14 protein-coding genes and 1 pseudogene are annotated in these 13,303 nt (G+C 72.9%); 6 read left to right on the top strand and 9 right to left on the bottom strand.

Features of this window, described 5'->3' with window-relative positions; all coding sequences use genetic code 11:
* Nucleotides 1–18 precede the first annotated feature (18 nt).
* From PV796_RS09480 to PV796_RS09460, 5 genes and pseudogenes are all read right to left on the bottom strand, one after another.
* Nucleotides 19–747, bottom strand: a complete 729-nt coding sequence (locus PV796_RS09480) for a hypothetical protein (protein ID WP_274912502.1) — start codon at nt 745–747, stop codon at nt 19–21.
* An 87-nt stretch (nt 748–834) separates the two neighbouring features.
* Nucleotides 835–1,572 carry a DUF317 domain-containing protein gene (locus PV796_RS09475; protein WP_274912501.1) on the bottom strand — a complete coding sequence of 246 codons (738 nt, stop codon included), beginning with the start codon at nt 1,570–1,572 and terminating at the stop codon, nt 835–837.
* Nucleotides 1,573–1,595: 23 nt separating this feature from the next.
* Complete coding sequence (locus PV796_RS09470; RefSeq protein ID WP_274912500.1) at nt 1,596–2,660, bottom strand: hypothetical protein; 1,065 nt, start codon at nt 2,658–2,660, stop codon at nt 1,596–1,598.
* Nucleotides 2,661–2,678: 18 nt separating this feature from the next.
* A complete protein-coding gene (locus PV796_RS09465; RefSeq protein WP_274912499.1) occupies nt 2,679–3,164 on the bottom strand; it encodes a hypothetical protein in 486 nt (161 codons plus the stop codon).
* Between the two features lie 69 nt (nt 3,165–3,233).
* Nucleotides 3,234–3,665: pseudogene (locus tag PV796_RS09460) on the bottom strand (TraM recognition domain-containing protein); the annotation flags it as partial.
* A 39-nt stretch (nt 3,666–3,704) separates the two neighbouring features.
* On the opposite strand from PV796_RS09460, the gene pcaDC reads away from it, so the two are divergent.
* The 4 genes from pcaDC to PV796_RS09440 all read left to right on the top strand — a co-directional run bounded on the left by pcaDC (nt 3,705) and on the right by PV796_RS09440 (nt 7,052).
* Nucleotides 3,705–4,976 carry a bifunctional 3-oxoadipate enol-lactonase/4-carboxymuconolactone decarboxylase PcaDC gene (gene pcaDC / locus PV796_RS09455; RefSeq protein ID WP_274912498.1) on the top strand — a complete coding sequence of 424 codons (1,272 nt, stop codon included), beginning with the start codon at nt 3,705–3,707 and terminating at the stop codon, nt 4,974–4,976.
* 61 nt (nt 4,977–5,037) lie between these two features.
* Entirely contained in the window at nt 5,038–5,679 is a 642-nt protein-coding gene (locus PV796_RS09450; RefSeq protein ID WP_274912497.1) for an MBL fold metallo-hydrolase, read from the top strand.
* 30 nt (nt 5,680–5,709) lie between these two features.
* Nucleotides 5,710–6,489 (top strand): exodeoxyribonuclease III, encoded by a 780-nt coding sequence (locus PV796_RS09445; protein ID WP_274912496.1) that lies wholly within the window; start codon nt 5,710–5,712, stop codon nt 6,487–6,489.
* Nucleotides 6,490–6,611: 122 nt separating this feature from the next.
* Nucleotides 6,612–7,052, top strand: coding sequence for a DUF6278 family protein (locus PV796_RS09440; protein ID WP_274912495.1), 441 nt, complete (start codon nt 6,612–6,614; stop codon nt 7,050–7,052).
* A gap of 91 nt (nt 7,053–7,143) precedes the next feature.
* On the opposite strand, the gene PV796_RS09435 is transcribed toward PV796_RS09440, so the two are convergent.
* From PV796_RS09435 to PV796_RS09425, 3 genes are all read right to left on the bottom strand, one after another.
* Nucleotides 7,144–7,626 (bottom strand): hypothetical protein, encoded by a 483-nt coding sequence (locus tag PV796_RS09435; protein ID WP_274912494.1) that lies wholly within the window; start codon nt 7,624–7,626, stop codon nt 7,144–7,146.
* Between the two features lie 56 nt (nt 7,627–7,682).
* Nucleotides 7,683–8,141, bottom strand: coding sequence for a pyridoxamine 5'-phosphate oxidase family protein (locus PV796_RS09430; protein WP_274912493.1), 459 nt, complete (start codon nt 8,139–8,141; stop codon nt 7,683–7,685).
* A 94-nt stretch (nt 8,142–8,235) separates the two neighbouring features.
* On the bottom strand, nt 8,236–9,849 hold the full coding sequence (locus tag PV796_RS09425; RefSeq protein ID WP_274912492.1) for an alpha/beta fold hydrolase: 1,614 nt from the start codon (nt 9,847–9,849) through the stop codon (nt 8,236–8,238).
* A gap of 226 nt (nt 9,850–10,075) precedes the next feature.
* On the opposite strand from PV796_RS09425, the gene PV796_RS09420 reads away from it, so the two are divergent.
* Nucleotides 10,076–10,945 (top strand): class I SAM-dependent methyltransferase, encoded by an 870-nt coding sequence (locus PV796_RS09420; RefSeq protein WP_274912491.1) that lies wholly within the window; start codon nt 10,076–10,078, stop codon nt 10,943–10,945.
* On the opposite strand, the gene PV796_RS09415 is transcribed toward PV796_RS09420, so the two are convergent.
* Complete coding sequence (locus tag PV796_RS09415; RefSeq protein ID WP_274912490.1) at nt 10,942–11,775, bottom strand: alpha/beta fold hydrolase; 834 nt, start codon at nt 11,773–11,775, stop codon at nt 10,942–10,944. The genes PV796_RS09420 and PV796_RS09415 overlap by 4 nt on opposite strands.
* A gap of 154 nt (nt 11,776–11,929) precedes the next feature.
* Between PV796_RS09415 and PV796_RS09410 the strand changes: the two genes are divergently transcribed.
* Entirely contained in the window at nt 11,930–13,270 is a 1,341-nt protein-coding gene (locus PV796_RS09410; protein ID WP_274912489.1) for an aminotransferase-like domain-containing protein, read from the top strand.
* The last annotated feature ends 33 nt before the right edge of the window (nt 13,271–13,303 follow it).

Below are 13,303 nucleotides of genomic sequence, written 5' to 3'. Positions count from 1 at the left end.
AGGCATATCTGCGCGAGGTCAACGAGTGTGAGGGGTGGAGGACTTGGGGGGAGCTGGTGCGCGGGAGAGAGCGGGGCGCGGTGTGGAGGGCGGTGGTTGAGCGGAGGTGGCGGCCAGTACCGCGGCGCCCTCCCGCGTCAGCACGACGTCCTCCTCGTCCACCACGGGGTCGCGATGGACCAACTGCCGGCGCTCCAGCGCCCGCAGCGTGGGGTAGCTCACCCGACCTCCGCGGCAACGCACGTGGACGGGCCCGTCGACACGGGTGATGTCCACCCGGCCTTGGGCGACGGCGCGCAGGGCGCTGATCTGCGTCGAGGACAAGGTGACCGGTGGCGTGGGGTTGACGGGAGGGCGACCTTGCCGGTGGTGTTCCCGGGCTAGGCGCTCGGCCGCTTCGACGACCATGTCGGCCAACGGTGCACACTCTTCCCGGGCTGCTCGGATGTGCGCCGCGCCGCCCTGGATCAGTTGCGCTTTGCGGTCTGCGGTCGGGATGTCGAACGGGTGGTGGGCGGCCATCAGCAGTTGCTTGGCCTTGTGCAGGTGGTTGGCGGCAGTGGCGAGGCGGGCCTGGAGCTGATGCAGGCGGGAGGCGACTTCCTTAGCCCCGGGGCTGGGCTGGAGGCCCTGTGCGTTGAGGCGGTCGATCAGGAGAGCGGCGAGGTCCCCGAGGTTCAGGGTTTCGCCCCATGCTGATTTCACCTGCGGGAAGACATCGTTCTCGGTGGGGTCCAGCGTGTTCATGAACCGTTCGTTCCGCGCGAAATGGGCTGCCGCCATCAACAACTGCTCGGCCAGTGTGGCGCGTTGGGGGATGGGGACCTTCTTCGGCTATCGGCTGCGGCCTGGCGGGGGCGTTGGGGCATGCGGAGGAGGTGGCGGCCCGGACAGGTCGGCGATGGGGGCGATGTCGGCGTAGCGGTGCAGGCGGTGGGGGATCTCGCGCGGGTGCCGTATGACGGGCTCGTCTCGCAGGAGTTGATGGATGACGCTGCGAGCGAGTTGCGGCGGAGCGTTGCGGCTCAGGGACAGGTGCCAGCGTTCGGAGTCGTCGCTGTGCGGTGCCTGGGTCTCGATCCGCCAGGCGGTTTCCTCGTGCGGGGTGTGGGACAGGGTGCACAGGCGGTCGGGGGAGAGGAACACGGTCCGTGTGCCGTACGCGGTGCGCCTCCAACGTGCTGCATGGAAATCCTCGCCCATCTCGTCCAACGGTCGTATGCCGTGGTCGAGTTCGCAGGGAAGGCGCGTCAGGGGGTCCAACAGGGCGTGGGCCAACTCGCGCGGCGTGTGGCACGAGAGGGTCGCGGTCCAGGGGCGGGGGCCGGTGTGGGCGGCAGTCCAGCGGGGCTCGGGGGCGGTGGCCAGCGCGTGGTATCTGAACGTGATGGCGCCGTCCGGAGAGGTCAGGCAGATCTCCCCGGTATCGGTGTGTGACTGGAGGCTCCAGCCGGGGGCCCGGTCCTTGAGTGCTTTGAGGGTGGTGAGGCTGTTGCCTTCGCCGGCCACATGCTGCGGGGAAACGAGGATGCGGGAGGGGGAGAGGTAGTGGTCCAAGGGGGGCTGGTCCAAGGGCGGGGTTTGGGGAGTAGGGGTCAGCGGGTCCGGCGGTGGGTTGGGCCGTCGGGCTTCCTCGGCGGGGGCGCAGTCGTCTGGGCCGACGTCGGTGGGGTGAGGGCGTGCAGCGCGCCTTCGAGGTGCCTGTGCGCCTGGCGGAGAGTCCGGTCAAGGTCCTTGTGCAGAGCCGCTGTTGCCGCAGTGGGCTGAGGTTGTGCGGACAGCGCTGCGAGCGCGGGAAGGGCCGAGGCGTAGTCGGACAGGGCGGTGGCGAGGGACCCCGCGGCGATGCTGAGGTCCGTGACGGACTTCTCGGAGGTGAGCGGACTTTGCCCGCTGCCTGGCTGCGCCTGGTGCACGGCGCGGCTGGCGAACCGGTAGACGAGTTGGCTGAGCAGGTCGATGCGTTCTTCTAGACGGCAGAGCCCTTCGGCTCCGGGCTCGATCGCGTGGGTGGTGACGTGGTCGAGGACAGCCCGGAGCGCTTCGGCGGGGCGATCGCCCTCGATATGCGCGGCAGTCCAGGGGTGCGTTCGGGAGACGCCGGAGTAGGGGAGTTGCGGCAGTGAGGCGGGACTGGGAACGCCCAGGCGGGTTTCGGAAGGCAGATCCAGCCCCCACAGGTCCCCGTGAAGTTGCTGGCACGCCTGCGCCTGGTCCTCCTCGTCCATGTCTGCGGGCAGGACGTATCCCCACGGGGTGGGTTGGAACTCCGCGTCGGCCAGGGCGCGGCGGATCGCGGGGGCGCGGTCGTGGACGGTGACGGTGACCGGGAGGTGCTCGGCATACAGGCGCACGGCGGGTTCCAGCACGGAGCCTGGCGCTACGGCGTATGTGGTCCAGCGCAGGTCCGCGATGCTGCTCAGCGGAGTCGACCCGACCAGGCACACCTCCTCGGCGGCTTGTTCGGTGAGGCGGTGGGCTTCGGCGAACGGGACATCGAGGCGGGGGAAGTACAGCGTGCGTCCGCGGTGCGCGTAGGGGGCGAAGCCGCGGTCGATCAGGAGGCGGTGCGCGTGGGGAGTGGCGGTGTTGACGGTGAGGAAGGGGTGTCCGTCGTCGGAGGTGCCAAGGACGATGTCGTGGTGGTCGAAGAGGGCCATGTCGTGGAATTGCGCGGGCTACCGGCCGCGCCCGTGAGGCTTGTTGGGCGGGGTGGGAGGTTGCGCGAGGGGTGACTCCGCGGTGTTCGTGGGGAGTGGCGTGACGCCCGTCTGTATGGCCCGCGCCTCGTCGAGCGTTCGTTGTGCGGCGTCGAGATGGCGCCGCAGAGCGGAGTGGTGGGTGAGCCCCTCCAACTGGCGTTTGAGGCTGGTGTGGTTGGTGCGGTCGCTGGCCTTGGTCAGGGCGGGCAGGGCCTGGGTGTAATGGGCCAGCGAGCGGCCGACCGCGGCCGCCACCTGGCTGGAGACCAGGGCTTCCTCGGTGGGATTGGTGGCCTCGATGTCGCCGGTGAAGATGTGATAGGCGTCGGCGGTGAGCCGCACCGCGAGATGCCCCAGGAGGTCGACTTGGCGCATGGCGGTGAAGTGGCCGGCGGCGCCGGGGTCGACCCGGTAGGTGCGCAGGTCGTCGAGGACGGCGTCGAGGGCTTCGGCGCTGGTCATGTCGTCAAGGTCGTGAGGTTCGTATGCGGGAATAGCTGTCTCCGAGAAAGGGAGCGAGAGGGGGCGGGGTTATGCGGCGGTGCCGTAGTCACCCTGCTGGGGCTCGTGTTTGGCCAGGGCGCGGTCGGTGATTGCCTTCGAGGCGCGGGCGGAGGCGGCGGAGAGTTCGTCGGCGCCCGGGTCGAGGTACCAGGGGCGTAGGTCGAGCATGGCCGCGCGCATGCCGGTGGCGAGGCACAGGGCGGTTCCCTTGGGCAGGGCGCGGATGGCGTCGGCGGGCAGGATCCGCTCCTGCCGCATGCTGATCGAGGTCGACTTGCCCGACTCGGAGTGCGAGGTGGAGGTGGTCTCCACGTCGTGGTCGCCGATCAACCGGGACAGCTTGTCGGCGAAGTCGGGGTCGTCGATGCCGGAGCCGATGACCTTGATGGTGGAGGCGGACCACATCGCGTCCATGCCCGCATCCCCCCAGACTTTCTGGCCCTGGCGGTAGGACTGCAGGTGAGATGTGAGACCGTGCGGGGCGTGAGTGAGATAGCGATGCGCACCCTCCAGTACCGCTCTGACGGGCCAGAAGACGCCCCAGTCCTGGTTCTGGGTGCCGCCCTGGGTACCACATGGCACATGTGGGACCGTCAGATCCCCGAGCTGACCCGCCAATGGCGCGTCATCCGCTTCGACCTGCCCGGCCACGGCGGATCGCCCGCCCACGCGGCCAACTCCGTCGCCGAACTCGCCGACCGGCTGGTCGCGACCCTCGACGGCCTGGGCGTGGAGCGGTTCGGCTACGCCGGCTGCGACCTCGGCGGCGCCATCGGCACGCAACTGGCCCTCACCCGCCCCTACCGCGTCACCTCCCTCGCGCTGGTGTCCACCTCCCCGCGCTACGGCACCGCCGACGCGTGGCGGCAGCGTGGGGTGGTGATCCGCACCAACGGGCTCGACCCGATCGCCCGCACCGCGCCCGAGCACTGGTTCACCGCGGGCTTCGCCGGCGCCCAGGGCGCCATCGTCGAGTGGGCCGTCCAGATGGTGCGGACCACCGACCCCGGTTGCTACATCGCGGCCTGCGAGGCACTGGCCGCTTACGACGTGCGGTCCTCCCTGGGCCGGGTGGGTGTGCCCACCCTTGTCGTCGCCGGTTCCGAGGACACGGTCACGCCCACCACCGACGCCCGCACCCTGGTCGCCGGGATACCGGACGCCAGCCTGGCGATGGTCCCGGGCACCTCGCACCTGGCCCCCGTCGAGCAGCCCGCGGCCGTCAGCGAACTGCTCATCCGGCACTTCAGCACCGCCTGGCACGACAAGCCCGGCCCCGGGACGCCCGCCATCGGCGCGGCCGCCCCCAAGCCGCAGATAGCGCCGCCGATGCCGACCCACGCCCCGGCCGCCATCGAGTCCGGACTGACGCAGCCCGCCCAGGTCCGCGGCGGCACGTACGAGCAGGGCATCAAGGTCCGCCGCGAGGTGCTCGGCGACGCCCACGTGGACCGGGTGGAGGCCGGCACCGACGACTTCAACGCCGACTTCCAGGACTTCATCACCCGCTACGCCTGGGGCGAGATCTGGACCCGGCCCGGCCTGGACCGTCGCACCCGCAGCATCATCACGCTCACCGCGCTGGTCGCCCGCGGCCACAGCGAGGAGCTCGCCCTGCACACCCGCGCCGCGCTGCGCAACGGCCTCACCCCCATGGAGATCAAGGAGATCCTGCTGCAGACCGCGGTCTACTGCGGTGTCCCGGCCGCCAACTCCGCCTTCGCGGTGGCCAAGAAGGTCATCGAGGAGGAGACGACCCCCGAGGGCTGAGCGGACGCGGCCGTTGTCCACAGCCCGCCCGCGCCGCCGCCGCGCGCGGCAAAATGGCCCCATGGAACTCACCAAGAAGACCCACGCCTGCGTTCGGATCGTGAAGGACGGGCAAACGCTGGTCATCGACCCGGGGGTGTTCAGCGAGGAGGACGCGGCCGTCGGCGCGGACGCGATCCTGGTGACGCACGAGCACATGGACCACTTCAACGAGGAGCGGCTGCGCCGGGCCATGGAGGCCAATCCGGCGGCCGAGATCTGGACCCTGGCGAGCGCCGCGGGGCAGATCTCCGCGGCCTTCCCCGGCCGGGTGCACACCGTCGGCGAGGGCGACGCCTTCACCGCCGCCGGCTTCGAGGTCGAGGTGCACGGGCAGATGCACGCGGTGATCCACCCGGACATCCCGCGGATCACCAACGTCGGCTTCCTCCTGGACGGCGGCGCCGTCTTCCACCCCGGCGACGCGCTCACCGTCCCCGAGGGCCGCAGCGTCGACACCCTGCTGCTCCCGGTCCACGCCCCCTGGAACAAGATCGCCGAGGTCATCGACTACGTCCGCGCGGTCGCCCCGCGCCGGTCCGTCGACATCCACGACAGCCTGCTCCAGGACCACGCCCGCCCGGTCTACGACGGCATGATCGAAAAGCTCGGCGGGGCCGGCCACGACCGCCTCGCGCCGGGCGCCCACACCGAGGTGGGCTGACTGTCGGTGCCGGGCGGTAGGTTTACCGATATGCGCATCGCGACCTGGAACGTCAACTCGATCACCGCCCGCCTCCCGAGGCTGCTGGCCTGGCTGGAGCAGTCCGGCACGGACGTGCTGTGCGTCCAGGAGACCAAGTGCTCCGACGCCCAGTTCCCCTACGAACCGCTGCGCGAGCTGGGCTACGAGGCCGCGGTCAACGCCGACGGCCGGTGGAACGGCGTCGCCCTGCTCTCCCGGGTCGGCCTGGCGGACGTGGTCAAGGGACTGCCCGGCGGCCCGGACTACGACGGTGCCCAGGAGCCCCGCGCCGTGTCGGCCACCTGCGGCCCGGCCCGCGTCTGGTCGGTCTACGTCCCCAACGGCCGTGAGGTCGACCACGCGCACTACGCCTACAAGCTGGGCTGGTTCGAGGCCCTGAAGACGGCCGTCGCCGAGGACGCGGCCGGCGGCCGCCCGTTCGCCGTCCTCGGTGACTTCAACGTCGCGCCGACCGACGAGGACGTCTACGACCCCGCGGTCTTCGAGGGCCTGACCCACGTCACGCCGGCCGAGCGCGCCGCCCTGGCCGCCCTGCGCGAGACCGGCCTGTCGGACGTGGTGCCCCGCCCGCTGAAGTACGACCGGCCCTACACCTTCTGGGACTACCGCGCGCTCGCCTTCCCCAAGAACCGCGGTATGCGCATCGACCTCGTCTACGCCAACGCGCCGTTCGCCAAGGCCGTCTCGGACGCCTACGTCGACCGCGAGGAGCGCAAGGGCAAGGGCGCCTCGGACCACGCGCCCGTGGTGGTCGACCTGGACGTGTGAGCCGATCACGCGCCGGCGCGCTCTCCGGCGCGCGGGGGAGGCGCACGGGGGCGCGGGGTGGGCCCCGGCGCCGTGCCGCGCGCCTGTGGCCCTGGCGCGGGGGCGGGTGGGACCCTCGCACCATGAACCTGTCTTTCCTGGACATGTGGCGTAGGCGCACCGCCCCGGGCGGCTCGGTGCCGCTCGCCGAGTCGGTGCGCGCGGATCCCGAGAGCGTCGTCGAGCTGCTCTCCGAGTGCGAGCTGCTGCGCGACCAGGCGGCCACCGCAGGCGTCGAACTCGACGACTCCGTACGGTCGTTGGAGGAGCTCGACCAGCTCCAGCCGGTGTGGCGGGACGATCCCGAGGTGCTGCCCTGGCTCGGCAACGACGCCGGGCTCTACCTCGGCACGGTCCTGGTGCGCACGGTCCCGGGCACGGTCTGGCACGTCCGACCGGACGGGCAGCCGGTGGTGCGGCTGGCGTCCGGGCGGGAGATCGACGTGGTGACAACCGGCCATGAGTGGGCCGACGACGGTGCCCCCGAGCTCTCCCAGGTCTACGCCGAGGTCGCGGAGGGCTGACGCCCCCGGACGCCCTGAACGCCGTGGTCGCTCCGGGCGCCGCGCACCTCCCGGGCGTCCCGGCCCGAACGGGCCCCGCCCGTCCGCCGGTTCAGCGCACCCGGCGCGCCAGCCACGGGGTGAGCGTCATCCGCCCGACCAGCTCCTTGTAGGTCTCGTCGCCGGGCAGCGGCACCACCAGCCATTGCCCCGGCGGGAAGAACCGGCTCTTGACGTAGGCCAGATCGCCGTGCACGGCGCGCAGGAACGCCGGCACGGCGTCGCGCGGGACATCGGCGAACTCCACCGCCTCCACGGTGATCCTGGCGTCGTCCTCGGGGTAGAGCTGGACCGTGACGGCCGGGGTGCCGCCGAGTTCGACGAACGCCTCGTGCGGCAGCGACCCGTCGGGGTCGAGCACGGTGAACGCCCCGGCGGAGGTCCGGCGGGTGGTCTGGTCCGCGCCGATGTCGTCGGTGACCGTCACCTCCAGCCCGTGCTCCTCGGCGATCTCCCGGATCGCGGTGACCGCGGACTCGGTCGTCGGCAGGTGGGGGTGCCGGGGGCCGGGCGGGGGTGCATCGCGGTGTCGCATGACAACGATCATGCCGCAAAGGGGCGTTCCGGGCGTCGACCGGGGTGCGGGCGGCGTCAGACCCGCCAGCCGCCGTCCCGCATCAGCTCCCGCTCCGGCAGCTCGTTCTCCTCCCGCCACACCAGCATCCGTTGCGGGGTGAACCGGAGGAAGACCCACGGAGCGCGACCGTGCGGATTCCAGCCCAGCTTGGTGGCGAGGGCGTCCGCGGCGTCCTGCGGCAGCGCGTCGTTGGCCAGCACCTCGACGGTGCAGTGCAGCAACACCACGTCCCGGGTGTGGCCGATCGCCACCCAACTCTCCCCGCGCGCGGTCAGGTTGCGGGCGGTGGGGTTGCTGCCCTTGGTGGACATCACCAGGCGCTCGCGGTGCCAGACGAACGACAGCGGCACCAGGGTCGGCGCGCCGTCTGCTGCGGTGACGGTCGAGACCCAGGCGTCCTCGTCCGCCTCCAGGCGGTGCAGGGCGTCGCGTTTGCGCTGTGCGGCGTCGCGGGGCGGGGGGAGTGGTCGCATGATCGGGAGCCTAACGACCGTGCCCCGCCGGCCGCTTCGGGCGTTGGCCGTACGGCCACGGACGTAGGACCGGGCCGTGCGGCCGCGGTACCGGTCAGTCGCGCACCGGTACCGACACATACGACGGATCGCCGGCCGGGGAGGAGAAGGTCAGCCGGGCGCCGTCGGGGTTCTGGGCGATGTAGAGCGGGTCGACGGTGTCCACGACCACCGCGAGCCGGTGTCCGGCGGGGACGTCGTAGGCGGTGGCGAAGAGGTCCAGGTCGATGCCGAACGGGCGGCCCGGGGTCCGGTCGTGGAAGGTGACCGGTGCGTGGGTGACCAGTTTGCCCAGGCCCAGCGGGCCGACGTCGTAGAGGTAGGCGATGGCGGTGCCGCTCGGGGCGGTGCTGGTGACCGTGGTGTGCAACCGGGTGGTCCCGCGCACCCGTTGGCCGCTCGGGTACGGCGCGGACTGCCAGACGGCGGCCGCCGAACGGGGCAGCAGCGGGATCGAGGCCATCGGCGGCAGCCGGAGGAACTGGTCCAGCATGCTGGAGAGGAAGATCAGTCCGCCGTCGGCGCCGGAGTCGAGGCCGGTGCGGATGCGGTGGCTGCCGTCGAGGGCGATCCGGCGGTGCGCGGAGGGCACGTCCCGCCAGCTCCTGTAGCCCTCGTAGGCGCCGGTGGAACGGGACTTGAGGAGGACCGGCGGCTCCCGGTCGATGCCGTTGTCGACGCCCTTGAGGTAGTGGTCGAACCACCGCTCGGTGTCGTTCCAGGTGTCGTTGGGCAGGCCGAGCAGTCCCAGCCCCTCGGCGGTGGCGTGGTCGCCGGGGCGGAACTCCAGCCGCTTGGGGCCCTTGAGCTTCTCGAAGAACGCGGCGTACTGATTGGGCGGGAAGAGCGAGTCGCCCCAGGCGTTGCCGAGCAGGATGGCCGCCCCGTTGGCGTTGATCCGGTCCAGGTAGGTGGCGGGGGAGCGCTTGCGGGCCCAGGCGATCAGCTCTTTCTCCTTGGCCATGTTGGCGCTGAGGAAGTCCTTGAGGATCTGCCGGAGTTCGGGGCTGGGGCGTCCGGTCAGCTCGCCCGCGCCGCCGAGCACCGCGGCGGCCTGGAGGTGCGGGGTGTGCCCGCTGTAGATCGAGTCGATCAGGTCGGCCCAGCCGCTGAGCGCCGCGACCGCCTTGATCCGCTTGTCGGACGCGGCGGCCAGCAGGCTGATGCCGGCGCCGTAGGAGACCCCGGCCATGCCCACCTCGTGCGGGTCGGCGGGGGTGTGCGCCAGCGCCCAGTCGATGACCTTGGAGGCGTCGGCGATGTCCTTCGGCCCGGCGGTCTCGATCTGCCCGCCCGACTGCCAGAAGCCGCGCGAGTTGTAGCCGAGCACGACGTAGCCGGTGGCGGCCAACTTCCGGGCCTGCACCAGGTATTCGACCTGCGGCATCGCCCAACTGGTGGGGAGCACGATCAGTGGGTAGCGCCGGGTGGCGTCGGCGCCGGCCGGGGTGAAGACGTTCGCCTTGAGGGGGGTCCCGCCCGCGCCCGCGATGTCGACGAACCGCAGGGTGGGGGAGCCGGTGGCCGTCGGGCGGGCGGCGGTGGCGGCGGTGGTGCGGTCGGGTGCCGGCGCGGCGTGCGCCGGGGCGACGGTCAGGGTGGTGGTGGCGAGCACCGCCGCGGAGAGGGTGCCGATCGCGGCGCGCAGAGTGGTGCGGGAGGGCGTCATCTTCTGCTCCAGGTCTCGACGCGAGCCGCCCGGGCGCTGTCCGGAGACAGGAGGGGGCCCGGCGGCTCGATGTGACTGGAGAGTAAGGTCCGTTGCTTACCCGTGGTAACCCATCGGTAGGTTACGGGTGGGTAACGCCCTTGGTGTGGGGGAGAGTCCGAGGGTGCCGTGGGCGTTGGCGTAACGGAGGCGGTGGAACGGGGCGCGCGGGAGAGGCGGGACGGGCATGACGCACATCGAGGGGGCGCAGGTGGGACCCGCGACACAGACACCCTTCGATGCCAGTGAACGGCGGGCCTGGGCGGGCCGCGCCGCGGCGTACGCGGCGGGGTTCGGCCGGCTCTGCGCGTATACGGTGCCGCGACTGTTGGACGCCGCGGGCGTCACCGCGGGCATCCGGCTGTTGGACGCCGGCACCGGAACGGGCGCCGCCGCGGTGGCCGCCCTCGACCGCGGCGCCGAGGTGGTCGCCGTGGACGCCGAACCGGACATGGTGCGCGCTGCCGCGGCCGCCGCGCCCGAGGCCGCCGTCCGGCTCGCCGCCCTGCCGCAACTCCCCTTCCCCGACGGCGCCTTCGACGCGACCGTCGGCAACTTCGTGCTCAATCACGTCGGGCGCCCCCGCGCCGCGCTGGCCGAACTCCGCCGGGTGACCCGCCCGGGCGGCCGGATCGCGCTGACCATCTGGGCCGCGCCGCCCGCGCCGGGCCAGGCGCTTCTCGGCCGCGCGGTGCGGGCCGCCGGCGTGCCCCGACCGCCGGACGTCCCCGCGCTCGCGCCCGAGGACGACTTCCCGCGCACGGCCGAGGGTTTCGCGGAACTGCTGCGCGCCGCCGGCGGGTTGGGCGGGGTGCGCTGCTCCGCGCTCTCCTGGGGGCACCGCACCACGGTGGAGGAGTGGTGGCGCGGCCCGGCGGCCGGCGTCGCCACCATCGGGCGGGTGGTGACCTCACAGGGGCCGGTCGTTACCGAGCGGATCAGGCGCCATGTCGTCGCGCTCGCCGAGGAGTTCGCCGAGCCGGGCGGTCGGCGGCCCGGTCAACTGGTGCTGCCGCACACGGCGCTGCTGGCGGTGGGGAGGGTGGCGGAGCGCTAGCGGGACGGGCGCCCGTCCCCGTCCCCGGCCTCGGACGGAAGCGTGTCCAGGAACGCCGCCAGCGCCGCGTTGAACTCCTCCGGGCGCTCCAAGTTCGGCATGTGGCCGGCGCCTTGGACGAGCGTCAGGCGCGACCCGGGCACCGCCTCGTGGATCAGCCGGGCGTCGGCCACCGGGGTGAACTCGTCCTCGGTGCCCACGACCACGAGGGTGGGCACGGTGATCCGCGGGAGCAGCCCGGTGTAGTCCGGGCGCTCGGCCCGGCCGCGCAGGGCGGCCGCGGCTCCCTCGGGCGAGGCGTTCTTCATCATCCCCAGGACGTGCGCGGCGACTTCGGGCAGCGCCGTCACATGGGCCGGCGCGATCATCTTGGGCAGCGCCTCGTGCGCGTACCCGGCCATCCCCTCGGTGAGCAGCCGCTCGGCGGTCCGCAGCCGCAGCGCGCGGCCCTCGTCGCTGTCGGTCGCCGCGAAGGTGTCGGCGAGCAGCAACGCCCGGATCCGCTCCGGGAATTGCCGGTAGCACTCCATGACGATCTGCCCGCCCATGGACAGCCCGCCGAGGACGAACCGTTCGATGCCGAGCCGGTCGAGCAGGGCGGCGAGGTCGCGGGCGAAGGTCGCGAGCGGGGTCTTGCCGGGGACGGCCGAACTCCCGCCGTAGCCGCGGAGGTCCGGGGCGATCACCCGCATCCCGGCGGCGCTGAAGTGGGTGGTCTGCGGGCGCCACATCGAGCGGTCGAAGGGGTGGCCGTGGAGGAGGACCAGCGGTGCACCGCTGCCCTCGTCGTCGTACGCGATCGTGATCCCGTTGGATTGCACCGAGGGCATGGCACACCCCTTCTTGCCGCATGACGTGCGGCGTTGCCGTGATGGTGAGTTGGTCGAGTTCGCCCGGGAGCCGATTGCATCGATGCTATGAGGGGCAATTGCTCGGCACAATAGGGATAATGTGCTCGGTGCAATGTTGTGGGAGGGGAGTGCAATGACGGGGGACGACTACCGCGCCATCGCCGACGAACTGGCCGCCGCCATCGCGGCCGGCCGGCTCCGCCCGGGAGACCGGCTGCCGCCGCTGCGCCGGTTCGCCAGGCGCCGGCGGATCGCCGACTCGACCGCGGCCCGGGTCTACCGCGAACTGGGCCGGCGCGGGCTGACGGTGGGCGAGGTCGGCCGCGGCACCTTCGTCCGCACCGCGCCACCGGCGGCCGGGCCCGCGCTCGCCGAGCCCGGCGGCCACCCCATCGATCTGGAGCTCAACTTCCCCGTCCTGCCGGGGCAGTCCGCGCTCCTCGCGCAGAGCCTCGGGCCGCTGCTGCAACAGGACGCGGCGATGTCCGCGGCGCTGCGCCCGGGCACCGCCGCCGGCACCCCCGTCGCCCGGCACACCGCCGCCGCCCACCTCACCCGGGCCGGCTGGACCCCCGACGCCCGGCGGCTGCTCTTCGCCGGCAGCGGCCGCGAGGCCCTCGCCGCCGCCTTCGCCGCCCTCGTCCCGCCCGGCGAACGCCTCGGCGTCGAGGCGTTGACCTTCCCCGTCATCAAGGGCATCGCGGCCCGCCTCGGCATCACCCTCGTGCCGCTGGCGATGGACGAGCACGGCGTCACCCCCGACGCGCTGCGCACCGCCGCCCCACTGCGCGCGGTCTACCTCCAGCCCGCGCTGCACAACCCGCTCGGCACCACCATGCCCGCGGCCCGCCGCGCCGAAGTCGCCGCAACATTGGGGGAGTTGGACCTCTACGCCGTCGAGGACGCCGTCTACGGCTTCCTCCGCCCCGACCTGCCGCCGCTCGCCGCGCTCGCCCCGGAGCGCACGGTGCTCGTCGACAGCCTCTCCAAGCGGCTCGCCCCGGGCCTGACGCTCGGGTTCCTGGTGCCGCCCGACCGCCCCGCCGCCCCCGACTTCGCCGCGGCGCTCCGCTCCGGCGCCTGGACGGCGGCCGGCTTCGCCCTGGAGGCGGCGGTCCGTTGGCTGGGCGACGGCACCGCCACCGCCGTCGAGGCGGACAAGCGGGCCGACGCCGCGGCCCGCCAGCGGATCGCCGCGGACCGCCTCGCCGGTCAACGGCTGCGCACCGACCCGCATTCGTACCACTGCTGGTGGGAACTGCCCGAGCCCTGGCGGGCGGACACCTTCGTGGCCGCCGCGGCCCGCCGCGGCATCGCGGTCACCCCGTCCGGCGCCTTCGCGGTGGGCGCCGGGCACGCCCCCAACGCGGTACGGCTGGCCCTGTCCGCCCCGCCCGTCGACGTCCTGGCGGACGCCCTGGACGTGCTGGTCGGACTGGCCCGCCGGGCCCCGGAGGACGCCGGCGCGGAGTAGGGACCCGTAGGCGTCCGCCCACGGGACTAGGGA

The sequence above is a fragment of the Streptomyces sp. WZ-12 genome (assembly GCF_028898845.1).
In the GTDB taxonomy this organism is placed as follows: domain Bacteria; phylum Actinomycetota; class Actinomycetes; order Streptomycetales; family Streptomycetaceae; genus Streptomyces.
Note: the sequence above shows the minus strand (reverse complement) of the source record. Positions and strands in the feature narration are given on the sequence as shown.

Coding starts and splice junctions, on each gene's coding strand:
- PV796_RS09480 (WP_274912502.1), bottom strand. CDS start 747: ATGAACACGCTGGACCCCACCGAGAACGATGTCTTCCCGCAGGTGAAA.
- PV796_RS09470 (WP_274912500.1), bottom strand. CDS start 2,660: ATGGCCCTCTTCGACCACCACGACATCGTCCTTGGCACCTCCGACGAC.
- PV796_RS09465 (WP_274912499.1), bottom strand. CDS start 3,164: ATGACCAGCGCCGAAGCCCTCGACGCCGTCCTCGACGACCTGCGCACC.
- pcaDC (WP_274912498.1), top strand. CDS start 3,705: ATGCGCACCCTCCAGTACCGCTCTGACGGGCCAGAAGACGCCCCAGTC.
- PV796_RS09450 (WP_274912497.1), top strand. CDS start 5,038: ATGGAACTCACCAAGAAGACCCACGCCTGCGTTCGGATCGTGAAGGAC.
- PV796_RS09445 (WP_274912496.1), top strand. CDS start 5,710: ATGCGCATCGCGACCTGGAACGTCAACTCGATCACCGCCCGCCTCCCG.
- PV796_RS09440 (WP_274912495.1), top strand. CDS start 6,612: ATGAACCTGTCTTTCCTGGACATGTGGCGTAGGCGCACCGCCCCGGGC.
- PV796_RS09435 (WP_274912494.1), bottom strand. CDS start 7,626: ATGCGACACCGCGATGCACCCCCGCCCGGCCCCCGGCACCCCCACCTG.
- PV796_RS09430 (WP_274912493.1), bottom strand. CDS start 8,141: ATGCGACCACTCCCCCCGCCCCGCGACGCCGCACAGCGCAAACGCGAC.
- PV796_RS09425 (WP_274912492.1), bottom strand. CDS start 9,849: ATGACGCCCTCCCGCACCACTCTGCGCGCCGCGATCGGCACCCTCTCC.
- PV796_RS09420 (WP_274912491.1), top strand. CDS start 10,076: ATGACGCACATCGAGGGGGCGCAGGTGGGACCCGCGACACAGACACCC.
- PV796_RS09415 (WP_274912490.1), bottom strand. CDS start 11,775: ATGCCCTCGGTGCAATCCAACGGGATCACGATCGCGTACGACGACGAG.
- PV796_RS09410 (WP_274912489.1), top strand. CDS start 11,930: ATGACGGGGGACGACTACCGCGCCATCGCCGACGAACTGGCCGCCGCC.